The organism is Peribacillus phoenicis (assembly GCF_047238085.1).
Taxonomy (GTDB): Bacteria; Bacillota; Bacilli; order Bacillales; family DSM-1321; genus Peribacillus.
The window spans coordinates 12,501-31,300 of record NZ_JBDFMF010000001.1 but is presented as its reverse complement, the minus strand read 5'-3'; the positions used below and the strand labels follow the sequence as shown (position 1 = coordinate 31,300).

Below are 18,800 nucleotides of genomic sequence, written 5' to 3'. Positions count from 1 at the left end.
CGTTTCTGTTTTAGTATACTATAATTATTACATGTTTTCATTTAACTGCCGAAACTGTTGCAAGTGCCACTTTCAAATCTTCATAAATCACATTGCCGACAACGATGACATCCGCAATTTTGGACATCTCTTTGGCCTGTTCAACCGATTTTATTCCACCGCCATAGAATAGTACGGTATCCTCCAAACTCTCTTTGGCCGCTTCCACCATCTGGACATCGCCATAATCACCGCTGTATTCCAAATAAAAAATCGGCAGGTTGAACATCTTTTCTGCCATCATCGCGTATGCACCCACATCATCCATATCCAAATCGGTATTGGGTTTCGTCAACTGGGCCGCCTTGCACTCAGGATTCAGGATACAGTACCCTTCAACGAAAATTTCATCCCAATTCAAAAGGTATCCGTATTCCTTGACTGCTTGCTGATGCAGTTTCATCATCCAATCCGGGTTGGTGCTATTCAGGACACTCGGAATGAAATATAAATCAAACCCTGGCGTCACCGTTTCAACAGAAGAAATTTCCATCACACATGGGACGGTATATCGTCTGACACGTGCCATTAAATGAAGCACATTCTCTAGCGTGATTCCATCCGTTCCCCCGACCATGATTGCATCAGTACCGGATTCACAGACTTTCTCTAGGGCCTCATCACTTATTTCTTTATTTGGATCGAGTTTGAAAACATGTTTCCACTCGCGAAAATCGTACATTATAATCCTCCATTCACACTTCCCATTACACCATTATAGCATTAAGATTTTTCATTAAAAAAGAGAAGTATCGATAAAATGTTATTACCAAATGGAACCTCTGAATCTAAAATCCAATATAACACGGATACGGTTGAAAGACAGCCGGCAAAGAGAGTCCTGAACTCAAAATAAAAAGCCGGGAAATGAATTCCCCGGCTTTTTATTTTGATCGATTAGGATTCAGTTGTTTCCTCAACGTTATCCTTAATACGGTTAAGTGCCATGGAATAAGCATCATTTCCGTAATTCAAGCAGCGTTTGACCCTGGAAATAGTAGCTGTGCTTGCACCCGTTTCCGTTTCGATTTTATGATAGGTTTTTCCTTCTTCAAGCATGCGGGCTACTTCAAGACGCTGTGCCAGTGATGAAATTTCATTAACTGTGCATAAATCATCAAAAAATCGATAGCATTCGTCCAAATCACGCAAGGAAAGGATCGACTTAAACAGCTGATCCGTTTCTTTTCCCCTTAACTTATCAATTTGCATGTTACTCCCCCTCAATTTCATGGGTATCAAAATGAGACGTCTCCTACTAAACCAGGTTCATCCGGAATAATATTGATCCAAGTTTTCCCTGGAATCAACCCTACTTCTTTATCGTTTTTCACTGGTATAATCCGACCATCCTTATTAACCCATTCTACTTCATTCGCTTTTCCTTTTTGAAGTAAATAACCATTTCCGCCACTTTTCAAGTCGATTTTACGACGCCCTTTATCATCGATCACTTGATGAGCAGCCTCAATGATCAATATATTATCCAGTAAAATAGGTTTATTCGATTTATGCTCGACTGTTTGCTTTCCATTCGAATAACGTTTATATTTCTCTTCCGTGGCTTCGTATTCATACTGTACATCATACTCGTCTGATCCGTAGGAAACCTCGGTTTTCAATGCCGGTTCCCCTTGAAGTCCAGCTGCCTCTTCCTTTGTAAGGAAAGCATAAGGCGCCGGTGCACCATTCAACTCATATCCCTTTTCCTTCGCACCTTTTTGGATATCCTCAAAGGAGGTGTAGGAATTATGCGGTGCTTTTCGATCTGCCGAACGTTGAAACAAAGTACCATCATAATATAATCCGTTCAAGTTATCAATATACCCTTTGTCCAGCATGGTTTTTGCCTCGGGGCTGTTCCCATGACAGACATAGATGCAATCAAGGCCTTTAGCCAATTCGATATAATAGTCCCTTGCACTCCGGATCGGACCGATTTGGCTTGGCATTTCACTTTGGAAGATAGCTAAAAATCTGGTTATGTCACCTTCTGCGAGCATTTCGTAGACCATATCGGCTTCTGAGAGGCCCGATTGTGGGCGTGCTTCCGGATGATTATTAATCATCACTGCTGCAGCCCTGCGCTCACTGCCTGCATCGGTGGCTATACCTGTTAGTGGAAACTCATTGGAAGGTTCATTTTTCACATCTGTATTTTTGATGACAGCTTGGTCTTTCGGCTTATTGTCATCCGATGCAGGATCTTCTTTCGTCGAACAGCCTGCCAGCAGTAAAATAGCAATAACGATGAAAAGAACTCTCTTAAGGTTCATCTTTCCACTCCTCTGATTTATTAGCCATTTCTTCTCTTATATTTTAACGCATTATAGTAGGAAAGAGTATAGTTTTATTCATTACATCATATACTCCTCGCTGGGTTAGCCTTATATATGGCAGATGGGTTGTCGAAAAGAATGAAAGGGTGTACACAGGATCGGCGAAGCGATAACCTCTCTCACGCAGCAAATGTTTCAATTCATTTTCTTCTTCTATCAGTTGAGGAACCTCCTTGGTGGACATGACTCCCTTTAATTTCAGAGGAAGTTCATGGATCACCTTGCCTTGTTCCGTTAAAATGATTCCACCGCCGATTTCCTTCAGCCGGTTAAATGCCAAATGCATATCCTTTTTCCTTTTACCGATCAATATGATATCACCTGTATTTGTATAAGAGCCGGCGAAGCCGCATAATTTGTCCGCAAACCCTTTTAATATCGTATTGATGCGCCATTTCCCTTCCCGATCGATAAGCATGAAAAAGCATTCATCATCCTCAAAGTTCAGTTCTTCATGACCAACATCATTGGCAAGCGAGTACGGTTTCGTAATTACATTATTGACCAATTCAATTCCAAACGGCATGGAAAATTCAAAATCTTCCTTTAAACTAAGATCCCAATCAAGATCGAGCGGTTTAAAATCGAAATCATTCCATTGGATTTCCTGTTTATCCGGAATGATTTCACCATCCCTTTTAACCCATTTCCCTTTTGCCATTACCGAAACCGGTGCAGGTTCCTTTACATCGGTCAGGAAGTTGATGTTCGCTACCCTTCCAGTGGCAATATTGCCATGAAGGTATTCAATATTATAATATCGTGCGATGTTGATAGTTGCCATATTGTAAGCATCTATGACCGGAACACCATGCTCTATTGCAATCTTTATTAAACAATCTATGAATCCATCTTCATAAAAAGAAGGCGGCGATCCATCTGTCGTATAAAAGAATTTGTCGTAATGATCAATACCGAGTTCATGGATTTCAGAAATCATCTTAGGAAGATCCGGCCGGATCGAAGAATGTCTTAATGATACATAATAGCCTTGCAGCAAGCGCGACATGACCTCATCACCTGTCATTGCCTCATGATCACAATCGGCGCCGAACAAGGTCATTTTTGCTAAAGTCTTCTCTGAGGCACCTGGAAAGTGTCCTTCTATTTTCTTCCTCATTCGCTTGGCTTCCTGAATCCAGTGCAGCATCATGTCATCCCCATCGAGAAGCTTCGGCCATCCAGTAAGTTCCCCGCCCTGTAATACGGCATCATGCTCCAGCCATGATTTAACGGCTCCATGGGAAAAGACCATATCTTCATCGATCAATTCCGTTTGTCCGTCAAAACGGCTCCACCAATACATTGTTACAGGAATATTACGTAATTCTTTCAAAAGAGAAAACGCTTTCTTTTTATCTAACTGCAATAGAAACGGCAAGTTATCATTGATCAATGTCGTTGTGCCAAAATGAGATGCATAACGTGAAAAAGAAAGGGGATTATATAATTGAGAAGGGTGTGAATGCGGCTCAATATAACCCGGGACCAAGTACTGGTTTGTACAGTCTACCATTTCACAGCGGTCTATATTATCAGGAAGCTTATCGCCAACATATATGATGCGATCCTCATATATCCATATATTCGCCTTCACCCATTTTCGTAATGCCTGATTTAAATAAGTCGTATTTTTAAGCAGAATGTGTGGTGCCCTATTGCCATCCAGCACATCTATATGTTCTCTAAGATGTTTATTTTTCCATCTATAGCGCTGTTCAAGCATAAACATTCCCCCATAAGTTATTAGAAACAGATGTATGAAAAAAACCATTTTCAATCCAATTTTATTTCATAGTAACATACTTGCCCCATTAGAACAGTAATGTTATCCAGAATATTGTTAAATTTTTGTGAAGGGATGGACTTTAAATGAAGTTTAAACAAAATATCAGTATAATAAATGCATTAATGCGAATTACCTGTGGTTTTACATTTTTAACATGGGCTATGGCTAAAATGGTGAAAAAACCATGGAAAAACCAATCTTACATAATCGTGGTGATGCTTTCTGCCATGAAAATAGGCGAAGGCATACTCCGCTATTGTCCTGTCGTCGATGCGATGGAAAACGGACAGAACTTGATGAAAAGTGAACCAAAACAGGAAAATGAATCTAATCAATCTGAATCATATTAAGTTTTTTCTAAAGAAGAAGCTGACTCCGCTTAGAGTCAGCTTCTTTATATTATGATGAAAAATTGTATTTTATTGCTCGGTAGCCAATATCCGTTCGCCAAAATAAGCCGTCTTTCTCAATATGCCCTAACTCTTTATATACTTCAGCTTGGGCAGAGGCCAAATCTTTCCCTTTTGCAGCAACCAGAAGTACACGTCCGCCATTCGAGATGAAGTTCCCTTCATTATCGAGAGCCGTTCCAGCATGATAAACATGGGCTTTCGGATTAATCTTTTCCAAGCCTTTAATGATAGATCCCTTTTTATATTCCCCTGGATATCCATCGGCTGCGACGACCACTCCAAGCACGGCTTCTTCATGCCATTCAAGTTGTAAATCCTCTCCAGAAAGAACCGCTTCAAGCGTGTCTACGAAATCTGTTTTTAGGCGCGGTAAAACAACTTGCGTTTCCGGATCGCCAAAACGAGCATTGAACTCAATGACTTTTGTGCCTTTTTCAGTGGCGATCAACCCGGCATATAATATTCCTGTAAAACTCCGATTCTCAGAAATCATCGCATTTACCGTGGGCTTAAGAATCGTTTCGACTGCAGTCTGAATCATTTCATCGGAAATTTGCGGCACTGGTGAGTATGCACCCATTCCACCTGTGTTCGGACCCTGATCTCCATCAAAAACCCGCTTATGATCCTGAGCAATGACCATCGGATACACTTTTTCCCCATTAACGAATGCCATCAATGAAAATTCCTCGCCATCAAGGAATTCCTCAATAACGACTTTGGCAGATGCTTCCCCGAACTTTGCACCGACAAGCATATCATGGATGGCGTCTAACGCCTCTTCCATCGTCATGGCAACTACGACACCTTTTCCTGCAGCCAAACCATCCGCTTTTATGACGATGGGGGCACCTATTTTTTCGATATATGCCTTTGCTGAATCATAATCAGAGAATGTTTCATATTCCGCTGTCGGAATGCTGTAGTTCTTCATTAAATCTTTAGCAAAGGATTTACTTCCCTCGATGACTGCAGCACGGCCATTAGGGCCAAACACCTGTAATCCTGCCTCCGCAAAATCATCGGCAAGTCCATTCAACAATGGGGTTTCAGGCCCGATCACCGTTAATGAAACTGCATTCTTTTTGGCAAAGGCAACCAATTCCCCGTGATTGTTTTCATCAATTGGAACAAGAGTCGCCACATCGGTCATCCCTGGATTTCCCGGTGCTGCAAAAACAGTCCCAACCCGTTTACTTTCAAATAGTTTGCGGGCTATGGCATGCTCCCTGCCGCCCCGGCCAATTACTAGTACATTCATTATCGCACCTCGTTTTTGATTAATGTTTAAAGTGACGAATTCCTGTAAACACCATTGTAATCCCATATTCATCAGCTTTCTTGATTGAATCCTCATCTTTAACAGATCCACCAGGCTGAATGATTGCCGTGACGCCCGCTTTTGCTGCCGCTTCTACAGTATCATCCATTGGGAAGAAAGCATCTGATGCCAATGCACTTCCTGTCGCTCTTTCCCCAGCTTGTTCCAGAGCAATTTTTGCAGCTCCAACACGGTTCATTTGACCTGCGCCAACACCTAATGTCATTTGATCGTTACAAACCACTATTGCATTCGACTTGACATGTTTCACGATTTTCCAGCCAAGTTCCATGGCTTTCCATTCTTCAGGGGTAGGCTCACGTTTCGTTGCCACTTTTACCTCTGCATCCTTTAAGCTATGTGCATCCCGATCTTGAATAAGTAATCCGCCTTCAATGGATGTCAATTTACGTTCAGGCTTTTTAACCGCGTTGAAATCGATCGTTAATAAACGTAGGTTTTTCTTGCTTGTCAATACTTCCACTGCCTCTTGTGTAAACCCAGGTGCAATGATGATTTCAAGGAAAATTTCATGAAGCTTTTCCGCAGTTTCCTTATCGACTTCACGGTTCAAAGCGATGATCCCACCGAAAATGGAGGTGGAATCTGCCTCATAAGCTTTTTCATATGCTTCCAAAATGGTCGCACCGACACCGACGCCGCAAGGATTCATATGTTTGACTGCAACTGCAGCCGGCTCATTGAATTCTTTAACGATTTGAAGTGCTGCATCAGCATCATTGATGTTGTTGTATGAAAGTTCTTTTCCATGTAATTGATTCGCTTCTGCAATTGAGAAAACGGAACCAAGCGGTTTTTTATAGAATGCGGCTTTTTGATGTGGATTTTCCCCATAACGAAGCGACTGTTTCAATTCATAGGTAACAGTCAATGATTCAGGATTTTCTTCATCGGCTAGCTCTGTCATATACTCTGAAATAACTGCATCATATGCTGCCGTATGACGGAAAACTTTTGCAGCCAGGCGGCGATTCGTGGTTTTTGCTACCCCGCCGTTTTGTTTCAGCTCAGCCAATACGGTAGGATAATCATTGGAATCAACGATAACAGTCACATATTCGTGGTTTTTAGCAGAAGAACGAAGCATTGTCGGCCCACCGATATCGATGTTTTCAATAGCATCTTCCACAGTGACTTCCGGTTTGGAAATAGTCGCTTGGAATGGATATAGGTTCACACAGACAAGTTGAATGGGTTCAATATTATGCTCAGCAAGCTGTGCTGCGTGACTTTTGTCATCATGTTTTGCCAACACTGCTCCATGGACATTCGGGTGAAGCGTTTTAACACGTCCATCCAATATTTCCGGGAAACCGGTGACGTCACTGATTCCAATTACCTCAATACCATTATCCTGCAGCGTTTTTTTGGTACCGCCTGTAGAAATGATTTCAAAACCTGCTTCAATTAAACCTTGAGCAAATTCTACGATACCTGTTTTATCCGATACACTAATTAATGCACGTTTCTTCATGTTATGTTGGTCCCTCCATTAAGTAAGTTTCTTGTGGCATAGCTCCTGCAAAACTGACGGATACAAGTCATGCTCCATTTCCTGAATCCTTTTCTGAAGGATGTCTTTCGTATCCCCTTCAAGAATTGGCACTGCCTTTTGGGCAATGACCGGTCCTGTGTCCATTCCATCATCAACATAATGAACCGTTACCCCCGTTTCCTTCACTCCGGCATCAAAAGCCTGGCCAATTGCATCCTTGCCTGGAAAACTAGGCAGAAGTGAAGGGTGGATATTCACAATCCTCTGTGAATACTTTTGTAATAATGTCGGACCGATCAAACGCATATAACCAGCAAGAATGATGAATTCTATCTCATACTGGCGAAGTTTTTCCAGGATTTCCGATTCATATTCAGTCTTGTTGGAGTAATTCTTTGCTGAAAAGGAGAAAGAGTCAATATTCTCAAGCTTTGCTCTCTCAAGCACATATGCGTCTTCACGATCGCAAACGACAAGACAGATTTCCGCCTCCAACTTTCCACTTTTTATTGCTTCAGCAATTGATTGAAAATTACTACCGTTACCTGATGCAAAGACAGCAAGGCGTTTCATTATTTGAACGACACTCCATTTCCATCCACGATCGTTCCAATAATTGAGGCTTCTTCACCGCAAGACTTTAGGTGGGCCAGCACATCCGATGCCACTTCTTTTTTGACGACGGCCGTCATTCCAATACCCATATTGAAGATATTGAACATTTCCTCTTTTACAAGGTTCCCTTTTTCTTCAAGGAATGAGAATATGGTTGGAATTTCCCAGCTTCCAAGCTCGATTTCAACACCGCATCCTTCAGGAAGGATACGCGGAATATTCTCGATGAATCCTCCACCGGTGATATGGGCAAGGCCATTAACCTCAAATTTTTCCAACGTCGATAAAACGGACTTCACATAGATTTTTGTCGGTTTTAATAATTCCTCTCCCAACTTGCAATCCAGTTCCGGTACGAAGTCATGAAGCCCCATACCTGAGTCCTCAAGAAGGATCTTACGAACAAGGGAATACCCATTACTGTGGATGCCGCTTGAAGCGAGTCCAATGACGACATCCCCCGCCGAGATCGCTTCACCGGTAATCAGACGTGATTTTTCAACGGCACCTACAGTAAAACCTGCCACATCGTATTCTTCCGTCTCATACATGCCTGGCATTTCAGCGGTTTCTCCGCCGATTAAAGCACAGCCCGCCTGCTCACAGCCATCTGCAATTCCTTTGACGATCATTTCAATTCGTTCAGGATCTGCTTTACCGCATGCAATATAATCTAAAAAGTATAAAGGTGCAGCACCTTGAACGACAACATCATTGACGCACATAGCTACACAATCCACTCCAATTGTATCGTGTTTATCCATCATGAACGCCAACAAAAGTTTTGTACCCACACCATCCGTACCAGAAATGAGCACAGGTTCTTTAAGGTTCAAGGAAGATAAATCAAACATGCCGCCGAAACCGCCCAGACCATTCATTACTTCTGGACGAAATGTGCGCTTTACATGTTTTTTCATTCGATTTACCGCTTCATAACCAGCCTCAATATCCACACCAGCCTGTTTATATGCATTAGCCATTTGAAATCCTCCTCCGAAAATCAATCATCATTGCCGACTTGATTAACATTTTGTTTTTTCTCGTTCGTATTCAAAAATTTCAGTCGGATAATTTCCGGTGAAACAAGCTAGGCATGAACCGCGCGTTTCTCCAGGAAACGGTCGTCCAATAGCTTCGACCATACCTTCGACACTTAAAAAAGTTAAGGAATCAGCACCGATGATTTCCCTTATTTCCTCCACCGATTTAGAGCTCGCAATCAGTTCTTCCTTTTTGGACGTGTCTATGCCATAAAAACATGGATTCTTGATCGGTGGTGAGCTGATTACTACATGCACTTCTTTCGCTCCGGCATCTTTTAACATGCGGACAATCCTTCTGCTCGTTGTCCCACGGACGATTGAATCATCAACCATTATGACCCGCTTGCCTTCCACTACCCCTCTTACAGGTGATAGTTTCATCTTCACGCCTTGTTCACGCAGACTTTGTGATGGCTGAATGAAAGTCCGTCCAACATAACGATTTTTTATTAAACCCATTTCATAGGGAATGCCTGCAGCTTCAGCATAGCCAATCGCTGCCGAGATGCTGGAATCAGGTACACCTGTAACTACATCGGCTTCAATTTTGGTTTCCATTGCCATTTGCTTGCCAAGGTTTTTTCGTGCCGTATGAACATTGATACCATCAATATTGCTATCCGGACGGGAGAAATACACATACTCCATCGTGCACATTGCCTGTTGGCTGGAAAGCGAAAAGTATTCGGATGTGATTCCCTCATCATTAATGACAACGAGTTCACCCGGCTCAATATCGCGGATGAATTCTGCACCTACAATATCAAGTGCACATGTTTCTGATGCAGCGAAATATGCATCGCCTATTTTCCCCAAGGAAAGCGGACGGAAGCCATGCGGATCTCTTGCCATGATCATTTGGTTTTCGGTCATGATGACAAAGGCATAGGCTCCCTTCAGCATGCTTAAACTGTTTTTCACGGAATCTCTTACATCCGAGTAGCCGGAGCGTTTAATCAGATGTGCCAGAACTTCCGTATCAGATGTCGTTTGAAAAATGCTTCCTTGTCCTTCAAGCTGTGCTTTTAATTGATGGGCATTGACGATATTCCCATTATGAGCAAGGGCCAGCCCTCCTGTATGCGAATTGAACAGGAAAGGCTGAACATTTTGATACCCGCCGCCGCCTGCCGTTGTATAACGGACATGGCCGATTGCCGCTTTACCGCTACCGGAAAGTGCCTGCATTTTTTCGGCAGTGAATATCTCTGTGACAAGTCCTTCGCCCTTAGAAATGGACATCTGCTCACCATCCGTCACGACGATGCCCGCTCCCTCTTGACCACGATGTTGCAAGCTATGCAAACCGTAGTAAGCAAGCTGTGCAGCATCGGGATGTCCCCAGACTCCAACAACACCACACTCTTCGTTTAGGCTTCTTATTTCAGCAAGCATGGTATGGCTCCCTTCCAAGCTGTTTGTAAATCTTCAACGTCCGCTTCCAATACTTTGCTATCACTTGTTGCCACGACTAATTTATTATCAGCCGTTACTGAGCCTATTAATCTCGCATCTTCAACCAGTGCTTCAAATGCCGTTTGGTTTTCAGGACTGATGGACAGTAGGAATCGTGATTGCGTTTCACTGAATAATTCAGATACCGGTTCGCCGGATATATTCACTTTAGCCCCAAGTTTGCTAGCCCCGAATAAAGATTCAGCTAAAGCCACTGCCAAACCGCCTTCCGAAAGGTCATGGGCAGATGCAACAAGTCCTTTTTGGATTGCAGTCAGAATTTGCTGCTGACGTTTTTGTTCAACGGCCAAATCAAGTTCTGGAGCGCGTCCAAAGATTTTACCCTCGAGCATTTTCTGTAATTCACTGCCTCCGAATTCAACTTTCGCTTCACCGACCACGTAAATCAAATCGGATTCATTTTTAAATGTTTGTGTAGTGATGTGTTGAAGGTCACTGACTAGTCCAACCATCCCAACTACAGGCGTCGGGTAAATCGCTTCACCATTCGTTTCATTGTAAAGGGAGACATTTCCGCCAATTACAGGAGTACTTAAGCTTCTGCACGCTTCGCTCATACCGTCTGCCGCTTTTTCCAATTGCCAAAATATTTCAGGCTTTTCTGGATTTCCAAAATTCAAGCAATCCGTGATCGCTAAAGGTTCAGCACCCGAGCAAATGATGTTACGGGCAGCTTCAGCCACTGCGATTTTGCCGCCTGTTTCAGGATCTAAATAAATAAAGCGGGAGTTGCAATCCGTCGTCATGGCAAGAGCCTTATTTGTACCCCGTACACGCACTACCGCCGCATCCGATCCAGGTGAAACGACTGTATTCGTGCGGACCATGTAATCATATTGGTCGTAGACCCATTCCTTGCTCGAAATTGTCGGTTGCTTCAATAGTGATACCAATGTTTCTGTATAATCTTCAATGACCGGCACTTCTGCCGTCATGCTTTGGAAGTCACGGAAATATTGCGGTTCTGCAGATGGCTTGTGATAAATCGGAGCTTCTTCAGCCAGTGCATCAACAGGAACCTCAGCAACGATTTCACCTTGATGGGAAAGTGTTAGGTTTTTATCATCCGTTACTTCTCCAACAGCAACCGCTTCTAGGTCATATTTCGTAAACAAGTCAACGATTTCCTGCTCGCGTCCTTTAGTGACAACGATCAGCATCCGCTCTTGTGATTCAGAAAGCATCATTTCATATGCTGTCATTCCCGTTTCACGCTGCGGTACCAAATCAAGGTTCATTTTTATTCCTGAGCCAGCTTTACTCGCCATCTCGGCAGATGAGCTTGTAAGACCCGCTGCTCCCATATCCTGAATGCCGACAAGGGCATCATTTTGAATCAATTCAAGGCATGCTTCCAAAAGCAGTTTCTCCATGAATGGATCGCCTACTTGTACGGCTGGGCGTTTTTCTTCAGAAGACTCTGATAGCTCTTCAGATGCAAATGTTGCTCCATGAATGCCATCACGTCCTGTTTTGGCACCCACATACATCACTGTGTTGCCCACTCCATGCGCTTGGCCTTTTTTTATGTCCTTATGGTCGATCAAACCGACACACATGGCATTGACTAGAGGGTTTCCTTCATACGATGGATCAAATTGAATTTCTCCGCCGACAGTCGGAATGCCGATACAATTCCCGTATCCTGCAATCCCTGCAACCACTTCTTTAAATAAATATTTCACACGATCATTATCTAGCTCACCGAAGCGAAGCGAGTTCAACATCGCGATTGGACGGGCACCCATGGAGAAAACATCACGGATAATACCGCCGACACCAGTAGCAGCACCTTGATAAGGTTCAATTGCCGAAGGGTGGTTATGACTTTCTATTTTAAAAACGACAGCCTGATCGTCACCGATATCAACGATACCTGCTCCTTCACCAGGACCTTGCAGCACTTTCTCCCCTGTAATCGGGAACTTCCTTAAGATGGGTTTTGAATTTTTGTAGGAACAATGCTCTGACCACATAACCGAAAACAATCCAGTTTCCGTATAATTCGGCAGTCTGCCTAAGATTTTCTCCACCATTGCAAATTCATCATCGGATAGTCCCATTGTTGCGTACAATCGATCCGATTTAATTTTTTCCGGACTTGGTTCAAGCTGTAATAACATGTGATTCCCTCCAGTTTTTCACGATGGATTGAAAAATCTTTAAGCCGTCTTTACTGCCAAGCAGCGAATCAACAGCACGTTCGGGATGAGGCATCATTCCGAGGACATTTCCTTGTTCATTTGTAATTCCCGCTATTTGCTCCAAGCTTCCGTTTGGATTTTCACCATCATACGTGAACAAGATGCGGTTATTTTGTTTTAATTCAGCCAATGTCTCATCATCGCAGTAGTAATTCCCTTCACCATGTGCCACAGGGATCGTAATCGTTTCATTTAATTCATATCCTGTCGTGAACATCGATTGGTTATTTTCAACCTTCAGTCCTACATTGCGGCAAATGAATTTCAAGCCTTCATTACGGCGCATCGCTCCAGGTAAAAGTCCTGCTTCAAGTAAAATCTGAAAACCATTGCAGACACCCAAGACAGGCTTTCCTGCTTGTGCCGCTTTTACGACTTCAGCCATTACATTCGAAAAGCGTGCAATTGCTCCAGAGCGTAAATAGTCTCCATAAGAGAAACCTCCAGGAAGGAGAATCCCATCATACTGATCTAGATTGTCTGTAGAGTGCCAAACATACTCCACTTCTTCCCCCAATGCATCCTTTATCGCATGGTACATATCGACATCACAATTGGAGCCAGGGAAAACTATGACAGCAAATTTCATTGGGTGATAACCTCCTCAACATCATAACGGTAAGCTTCAATTACCGTATTGGCCAATAGTTTTTCACACATTTCCTTCACAAGTTGATCTAAATCACGATCCGTATCCTTAATTGTAAGTTCAATGTATTTCCCCACTCGAACATCACTAACTTCGTTATAAGTCAAGCTATGAAGTGATTGTTGCACTGCTGCTCCCTGTGGATCTAATACACTTTCGCGTAGTGTGATATATACTTTAACCTTATACATGTTGAGTGCCCTCCAACTTTGCTAGTATTTTTTCGTAAGCATCTGTTAAACTTCCTAAATCACGGCGGAATACATCTTTGTCTAATTTTTCGTTCGTGTTAATATCCCATAATCGGCAGGTATCAGGTGAAATTTCATCTGCCAGCAGAATGTCTCCATTCGGGGTTTTGCCGAACTCTAATTTAAAATCAATCAATTTAATGTCCAACTCTTTAAAGAAAGACGTTAAGACGATACTGATTTCTTGTGCCTTTTCTTTTAAAATCGCTACATCTTCCTTGCTTGCAAGTTCCAATTCTTCAATATGGTCTTCCGTTAACAGAGGATCGCCGAGCTCGTCGTCTTTATAGTAAAACTCAATCAGCGTTTTCTTGAGCGGCTGGCCTTCTTCAATGCCAGTTCTTTTAGAAAAACTGCCGGCAGCCGTATTTCTGACAACGACTTCTAGCGGAATGATGGATACCCTTTTGACCAGTTGCTCCCGTTCGGAAAGCATTTCAATAAAATGGGACGGGATATTCTCTTGGGCAAGCTTTGAAAATAGTAAGCTAGTAATTTGATTATTCAACTTACCTTTTCCGGCAATCTCTGACTTCTTCTCACCATTGAATGCTGTTGCCGAATCCTTGTATTCCACCCAAACTATTTCACTGTTGTCCGTTGCAAAAATCTGTTTCGCTTTTCCTTCATACAACAATTCTCGTTTTTCCATCTGTCCAGACCCCCACATTGTGAATATTATGAATCTTCCTGCCATTGATCAGGCTTGGCAAACATATCACCGTTTAGAGGTGCCATGTTTGCCGCCTTCACTTTTATAAACCTAAACGATCAAAGATTACATCAACATTTTTCAGGTGATGTGTAGGATCGAAACAATCATCAAGTTCTTCTTTCGTAAGCAAGCTTGTGATTTTATCATCCTTTTCGATCAGGCTTCTGAATGGAACCTGAAGCTCCCATGCTTCCATCGCTTTCGGCTGAACCGTATCATAAGCTTCTTCACGGACAAGTCCTTTATCGATAAGGGAAAGCAGTACACGTTGTGAGAAAATCAATCCAAGCGTACGGTCCATATTGCGTTTCATATTTTCTGGATAAACGGTCAAGTTCTTCACTATGTTGCTGAAACGGTTCAGCATGTAGTTTAATGCGATCGTTGCATCCGGCAAGATGATGCGCTCAGCAGAAGAATGCGAAATGTCACGTTCATGCCATAATGGCACATTCTCATATGCTGTCATCATGTAACCGCGGATGACACGAGCCATACCCGTCATATTTTCAGAACCGATTGGATTCCGTTTATGAGGCATTGCCGAAGATCCTTTTTGTCCTTTTGCAAAGAATTCTTCCACTTCGCGTGTTTCACTTTTTTGCAAGCCGCGAATTTCCACTGCGAATTTTTCAATTGATGTCGCAATTAAAGCCAATGTGCTCATATAATGTGCGTGGCGATCGCGCTGCAATGTTTGTGTTGAAATTGGCGCTGCTTCAAGGCCAAGCTTTTCACAAACGAATTTTTCAACGAACGGGTCGATGTTCGCGTAAGTTCCGACAGCTCCAGAGATTTTCCCAACCTCAATGTTCTTTCTAGCTTCTTCAAAACGTTCGACATTGCGTTTCATTTCTTGATACCAAAGAGCCAGTTTCAACCCAAAAGTGGTCGGTTCAGCATGAACTCCATGTGTACGTCCCATTTGAACCGTGTATTTATGTTCTTTCGCTTTATTTTTCAGGATCTCCACGAAGTTATTTAAATCCTTGGCAAGTATCTCATTCGCTTGCTTTATCACATATGAAAGAGCTGTATCCACCACATCAGTGGAAGTCAGTCCGTAATGGACCCATTTCCGTTCTTCACCCAACGTTTCAGAAACCGCACGTGTAAAAGCAACAACATCGTGGCGTGTATCTTTTTCGATTTCATTGATACGGTCTACATCGAATGTAGCATTTTCACGAAGAAGCTTCACATCTTCTTTAGGAATGACACCTAGCTCAGACCATGCTTCACAAGCTAAGATTTCAACTTCCAACCACGCATTAAAGCGGTTCTTTTCTGTCCAAATGTTTCCCATCTCTGGGCGGGTATAACGTTCAATCATTTTACTTCCTCCGTTTCAACCTGTTGATTCCATATTTTGCTTCGATCACTTTCCAAAAGAGCTTCCTCAATCGTTGGACGTAAAATATTCACATGACCCATTTTCCGCTTAAGCTTGGCTTCTTTCTTACCGTAAAGGTGAACCTTCCAATCTGAAAGCGTCGGAATTTCATCCATTAAGGGCCTGACATGCTCACCTAGGATGTTTATCATTACCACAGGCTTCAATAACTCCGTATTTCCGAGCGGCCAATTGCAGACAGCCCTTATATGCTGTTCGAACTGTGAAGTCTCACATGCTTCCATTGTATAATGACCTGAGTTATGAGGTCTTGGCGCTAATTCATTAATGATGATATCATCCTGAGCGGTTAAAAACATCTCGACCGCCAATGTCCCCACCAAATCAAGTTTCTCTGCAAGCTGTAAAGCTTCATTAATAGCTTTCCGTTCAGCTTGTTGACTAATACGGGCGGGAACAATGCTTTTATGAAGAATGTTTTCAACATGAATGTTTTCTGCAATCGGAAAATGACTTGTCTCGCCATCTGCCTTACGCGTCACGATAATGGATATTTCTTTTACGAAAGGAATCCAGGCTTCCAGCACACATATACCTGTTTTGAGCAGGGATTCAGCCTTTTTGATGTCGGCTTCTTCCTTAATGACCAACTGCCCTTTTCCATCATAACCGCCCCGCGTCGTTTTTAACACACTAGGGTACCCTAATTTCTCTATATGAAGGTAAATTTCTGAAATATCCTGTATTTCCTGATATGGAGCAACGGAAGCTCCTGCATCTGATATGGCTTTTTTTTCCGTCAGCCTATCCTGTGTCAGCTTTAATAATTCTGAGCCCTGTGGAAGAAATGCATGTTGCTTTAACCAATCCAGTGCTTCTGAACTGATATTTTCAAACTCATATGTTATGACATCACTGACGTCAGCCAACCTTTTCAATGCTTCGATATCATCATAAGCACCAATGATTTCAATATCCGCCACTTGAGCACATGGGCCTTCTGCAGTCGGCTCAAGGACCGCTATTTTAAAGCCCGATGCCTTAGCCGATAAGGCCATCATCCTGCCCAATTGTCCACCGCCGATTATTCCAATGGTCTGTCCCGGTAAAATGATTGTATTATTTAAGTTGTTCACTGCTCTGTAACACCTTTTCTCTCGTTTCGTCTCGTAAAGCCTCTAACCTATCAGCAATGTCAGAATCAAAAGCTGCTAATATTTGAGCCGCAAACAAACCGGCATTGACTGCGCCCGCTTTTCCGATAGCAACCGTTGCAACCGGTACGCCACCAGGCATTTGAACAATCGATAATAACGAATCCATTCCATTTAATGCCTTCGACTGTATTGGCACGCCTATCACAGGGACAATCGTTTTAGCGGCGGTCATACCTGGAAGATGTGCAGCCCCGCCTGCTCCGGCAATAATCACTTTAATATCTCTATCTTTTGCACTCTCTGCATATTCAAATAGTAAATCCGGCGTCCGGTGGGCGGAAACGACTCTTTTTTCATAGGGAATCTCAAGCTGTTCCAATGATTCACAAGCGTATTTCATCGTTTCCCAATCCGAGACACTTCCCATAATAACCCCAACTTGCGGTTTCATATCATCATTCCCTCCAACACTCATATTATGGCGTCCCGGGTATGCAGACGGACGCTTATCATTTTTATCTATAACATGTAAATTAAAAAACCGGACAGGTTGCTTCCTCATCGAGAAAGCAACCTGTCCGGAAAAGAAAGCCCTTTTGAAAATCACAAAAAGACTTGGCTAGTTTCCGAAATAGTCAGATGCTTTTCTCATAGTCCGATGATTTACGGTCATCAGGTAGAAACTTTTGGGCCATATCCCCATGATTATATGAGATGTATTAATGTAACTTCATCTTACCTTCCGGCCATTTTAATGTCAAGTTAAAATCGAATATTTTTACATGATATTAATTAATCGTTCGTGTTTTACTCGATTAACTTTGCTTCGAATACAATTTTTCGATCTACTGGCACATAATGGACTTTACCATTCTCGATTCTCTCGGCAAAGATAGGCTCTTCCGTTCGCCTTACAGGAAAGTAACCTGCCGCTTTAATTCGATCTAAACATGCATCGATCGTCTCGCCTTCGATAACTTCAAACTTTTCCTTACTCTTTTTACTCACAATACCGATCCCTTCATGGTTCTATTTTGCCTGCCTTCTTCCTTACCCATCCAACTTGCATATTATCAATAATAAATTCTTCCTATTATAATGAAAAGAATAAGTAAAGACAACAATGCATGTAAATAAAATCGATTACTTTATAATGGAAATTCCACAATGTCTCAGATTATGATATTCCTTTCTTCCGTAAAAGCACCTGCACCCATAAATTATACATCCCCTTCAATATCCTACCCTTCTTCCCCTCTGAATTACTATAGCCTGATTCTTGAAATTAAACTCTGCTCCATATTCGTATCTTGCTCTCGCGAACTATTTCAATTCAAGTAAGAACGATTATATAAGTCAGCTGTTGTAATTTGAGAGGATTTAACGAAGGTCGAATTAATTGGCTTATGGGTCGATTTATTTCATTTTAGGTCGAATTAATTAGCCTGTGGGTCGATTTATTTCATTTTAGGTCGAAAAAGTTAGGCTGCAGGTCGATTAGATGTTAATTTACGTCACTCCTGCCTGAAAGCTGAAAATATTGCAATACAAAAAAAGACCAGCCGAATGGCTGATCTTAATAAATGGCTTGGCGGCGTCCTACTCTCACAGGGGGAAACCCCCAACTACCATCGGCGCTGAAGAGCTTAACTGCCGTGTTCGGAATGGGAACGGGTGTGACCTCTTCGCTATCGCCACCAAACATATGAGGAACGTTGTTCCTTCAAAACTAGATAATAAGAAGGTATTTCATTTTTTTAAAAGCGTTGGTTAAGTCCTCGATCTATTAGTATCAGTCAGCTCCACATGTCACCATGCTTCCACCTCTGACCTATCAACCTGATCATCTTTCAGGGATCTTACTAGCTTGCGCCATGGGAAATCTCATCTTGAGGGGGGCTTCATGCTTAGATGCT

The 18,800-nt window shown here is 42.5% G+C and carries 18 protein-coding genes, 2 rRNA genes and 1 riboswitch (1 of these 21 only partly in view); of the genes, 1 reads left to right on the top strand and 19 read right to left on the bottom strand.

The features are described 5' to 3' along the window. Nucleotides 1–37: 37 nt before the first annotated feature. From pcrB to ABC374_RS00120, 4 genes are all read right to left on the bottom strand, one after another. Nucleotides 38–721 carry a heptaprenylglyceryl phosphate synthase gene (gene pcrB, locus ABC374_RS00135; protein ID WP_413015110.1) on the bottom strand — a complete coding sequence of 228 codons (684 nt, stop codon included), beginning with the start codon at nt 719–721 and terminating at the stop codon, nt 38–40. Nucleotides 722–936: 215 nt separating this feature from the next. Beyond that, on the bottom strand, nt 937–1,251 hold the full coding sequence (locus ABC374_RS00130; RefSeq protein ID WP_034306094.1) for a YerC/YecD family TrpR-related protein: 315 nt from the start codon (nt 1,249–1,251) through the stop codon (nt 937–939). A gap of 26 nt (nt 1,252–1,277) precedes the next feature. Further along, nucleotides 1,278–2,315 carry a DUF3048 domain-containing protein gene (locus tag ABC374_RS00125; RefSeq protein WP_413015108.1) on the bottom strand — a complete coding sequence of 346 codons (1,038 nt, stop codon included), beginning with the start codon at nt 2,313–2,315 and terminating at the stop codon, nt 1,278–1,280. 43 nt (nt 2,316–2,358) lie between these two features. Next, nucleotides 2,359–4,104 (bottom strand): adenine deaminase C-terminal domain-containing protein, encoded by a 1,746-nt coding sequence (locus ABC374_RS00120; RefSeq protein WP_350301016.1) that lies wholly within the window; start codon nt 4,102–4,104, stop codon nt 2,359–2,361. Nucleotides 4,105–4,250: 146 nt separating this feature from the next. Between ABC374_RS00120 and ABC374_RS00115 the strand changes: the two genes are divergently transcribed. Beyond that, a complete protein-coding gene (locus ABC374_RS00115; protein WP_350301015.1) occupies nt 4,251–4,517 on the top strand; it encodes a YgaP-like transmembrane domain in 267 nt (88 codons plus the stop codon). A 49-nt stretch (nt 4,518–4,566) separates the two neighbouring features. Here the strand turns inward: ABC374_RS00115 and purD are convergent, their stop codons facing one another. The 15 genes from purD to ABC374_RS00040 all read right to left on the bottom strand — a co-directional run. After that, nucleotides 4,567–5,841 (bottom strand): phosphoribosylamine--glycine ligase, encoded by a 1,275-nt coding sequence (purD, locus tag ABC374_RS00110; protein WP_413015105.1) that lies wholly within the window; start codon nt 5,839–5,841, stop codon nt 4,567–4,569. Between the two features lie 19 nt (nt 5,842–5,860). Beyond that, nucleotides 5,861–7,396 (bottom strand): bifunctional phosphoribosylaminoimidazolecarboxamide formyltransferase/IMP cyclohydrolase, encoded by a 1,536-nt coding sequence (purH, locus tag ABC374_RS00105; RefSeq protein ID WP_413015103.1) that lies wholly within the window; start codon nt 7,394–7,396, stop codon nt 5,861–5,863. An 18-nt stretch (nt 7,397–7,414) separates the two neighbouring features. Then, nucleotides 7,415–7,990, bottom strand: coding sequence for a phosphoribosylglycinamide formyltransferase (purN, locus tag ABC374_RS00100; RefSeq protein ID WP_063595368.1), 576 nt, complete (start codon nt 7,988–7,990; stop codon nt 7,415–7,417). After that, a complete protein-coding gene (gene purM / locus ABC374_RS00095) occupies nt 7,990–9,015 on the bottom strand; it encodes a phosphoribosylformylglycinamidine cyclo-ligase (protein ID WP_034306111.1) in 1,026 nt (341 codons plus the stop codon). The genes purN and purM overlap by 1 nt, the downstream gene beginning before the upstream one ends. A gap of 42 nt (nt 9,016–9,057) precedes the next feature. After that, the gene (purF, locus tag ABC374_RS00090) at nt 9,058–10,473 is read right to left on the bottom strand and encodes an amidophosphoribosyltransferase (protein WP_350301011.1); all 1,416 of its coding nucleotides are present in this window, start codon (nt 10,471–10,473) and stop codon (nt 9,058–9,060) included. Further along, nucleotides 10,458–12,677, bottom strand: a complete 2,220-nt coding sequence (gene purL / locus ABC374_RS00085) for a phosphoribosylformylglycinamidine synthase subunit PurL (protein WP_413015101.1) — start codon at nt 12,675–12,677, stop codon at nt 10,458–10,460. Before purL ends, purF begins: the two co-directional genes overlap by 16 nt. Then, complete coding sequence (purQ, locus tag ABC374_RS00080; protein ID WP_048680628.1) at nt 12,661–13,347, bottom strand: phosphoribosylformylglycinamidine synthase subunit PurQ; 687 nt, start codon at nt 13,345–13,347, stop codon at nt 12,661–12,663. The genes purL and purQ overlap by 17 nt, the downstream gene beginning before the upstream one ends. Further along, a complete protein-coding gene (gene purS, locus ABC374_RS00075) occupies nt 13,344–13,598 on the bottom strand; it encodes a phosphoribosylformylglycinamidine synthase subunit PurS (protein ID WP_034306118.1) in 255 nt (84 codons plus the stop codon). The genes purQ and purS overlap by 4 nt, the downstream gene beginning before the upstream one ends. Beyond that, on the bottom strand, nt 13,591–14,310 hold the full coding sequence (gene purC / locus ABC374_RS00070; RefSeq protein WP_048680630.1) for a phosphoribosylaminoimidazolesuccinocarboxamide synthase: 720 nt from the start codon (nt 14,308–14,310) through the stop codon (nt 13,591–13,593). The genes purS and purC overlap by 8 nt, the downstream gene beginning before the upstream one ends. Before the next feature lie 103 nt (nt 14,311–14,413). Further along, nucleotides 14,414–15,706, bottom strand: a complete 1,293-nt coding sequence (gene purB, locus ABC374_RS00065) for an adenylosuccinate lyase (RefSeq protein WP_034306123.1) — start codon at nt 15,704–15,706, stop codon at nt 14,414–14,416. Continuing rightward, on the bottom strand, nt 15,703–16,863 hold the full coding sequence (gene purK / locus ABC374_RS00060) for a 5-(carboxyamino)imidazole ribonucleotide synthase (protein ID WP_413015099.1): 1,161 nt from the start codon (nt 16,861–16,863) through the stop codon (nt 15,703–15,705). Before purK ends, purB begins: the two co-directional genes overlap by 4 nt. Further along, the gene (gene purE / locus ABC374_RS00055) at nt 16,847–17,335 is read right to left on the bottom strand and encodes a 5-(carboxyamino)imidazole ribonucleotide mutase (RefSeq protein ID WP_101225050.1); all 489 of its coding nucleotides are present in this window, start codon (nt 17,333–17,335) and stop codon (nt 16,847–16,849) included. The genes purK and purE overlap by 17 nt, the downstream gene beginning before the upstream one ends. Before the next feature lie 180 nt (nt 17,336–17,515). Then, nucleotides 17,516–17,617: riboswitch (purine riboswitch) on the bottom strand. Nucleotides 17,618–17,691: 74 nt separating this feature from the next. Beyond that, nucleotides 17,692–17,892 carry an NETI motif-containing protein gene (locus tag ABC374_RS00050; RefSeq protein WP_095390347.1) on the bottom strand — a complete coding sequence of 67 codons (201 nt, stop codon included), beginning with the start codon at nt 17,890–17,892 and terminating at the stop codon, nt 17,692–17,694. A 578-nt stretch (nt 17,893–18,470) separates the two neighbouring features. After that, a 5S ribosomal RNA gene (rrf, locus tag ABC374_RS00045) occupies nt 18,471–18,586 on the bottom strand. Between the two features lie 64 nt (nt 18,587–18,650). Beyond that, nucleotides 18,651–18,800 (bottom strand): 23S ribosomal RNA (locus tag ABC374_RS00040) (it continues 2,783 nt past the right edge of the window).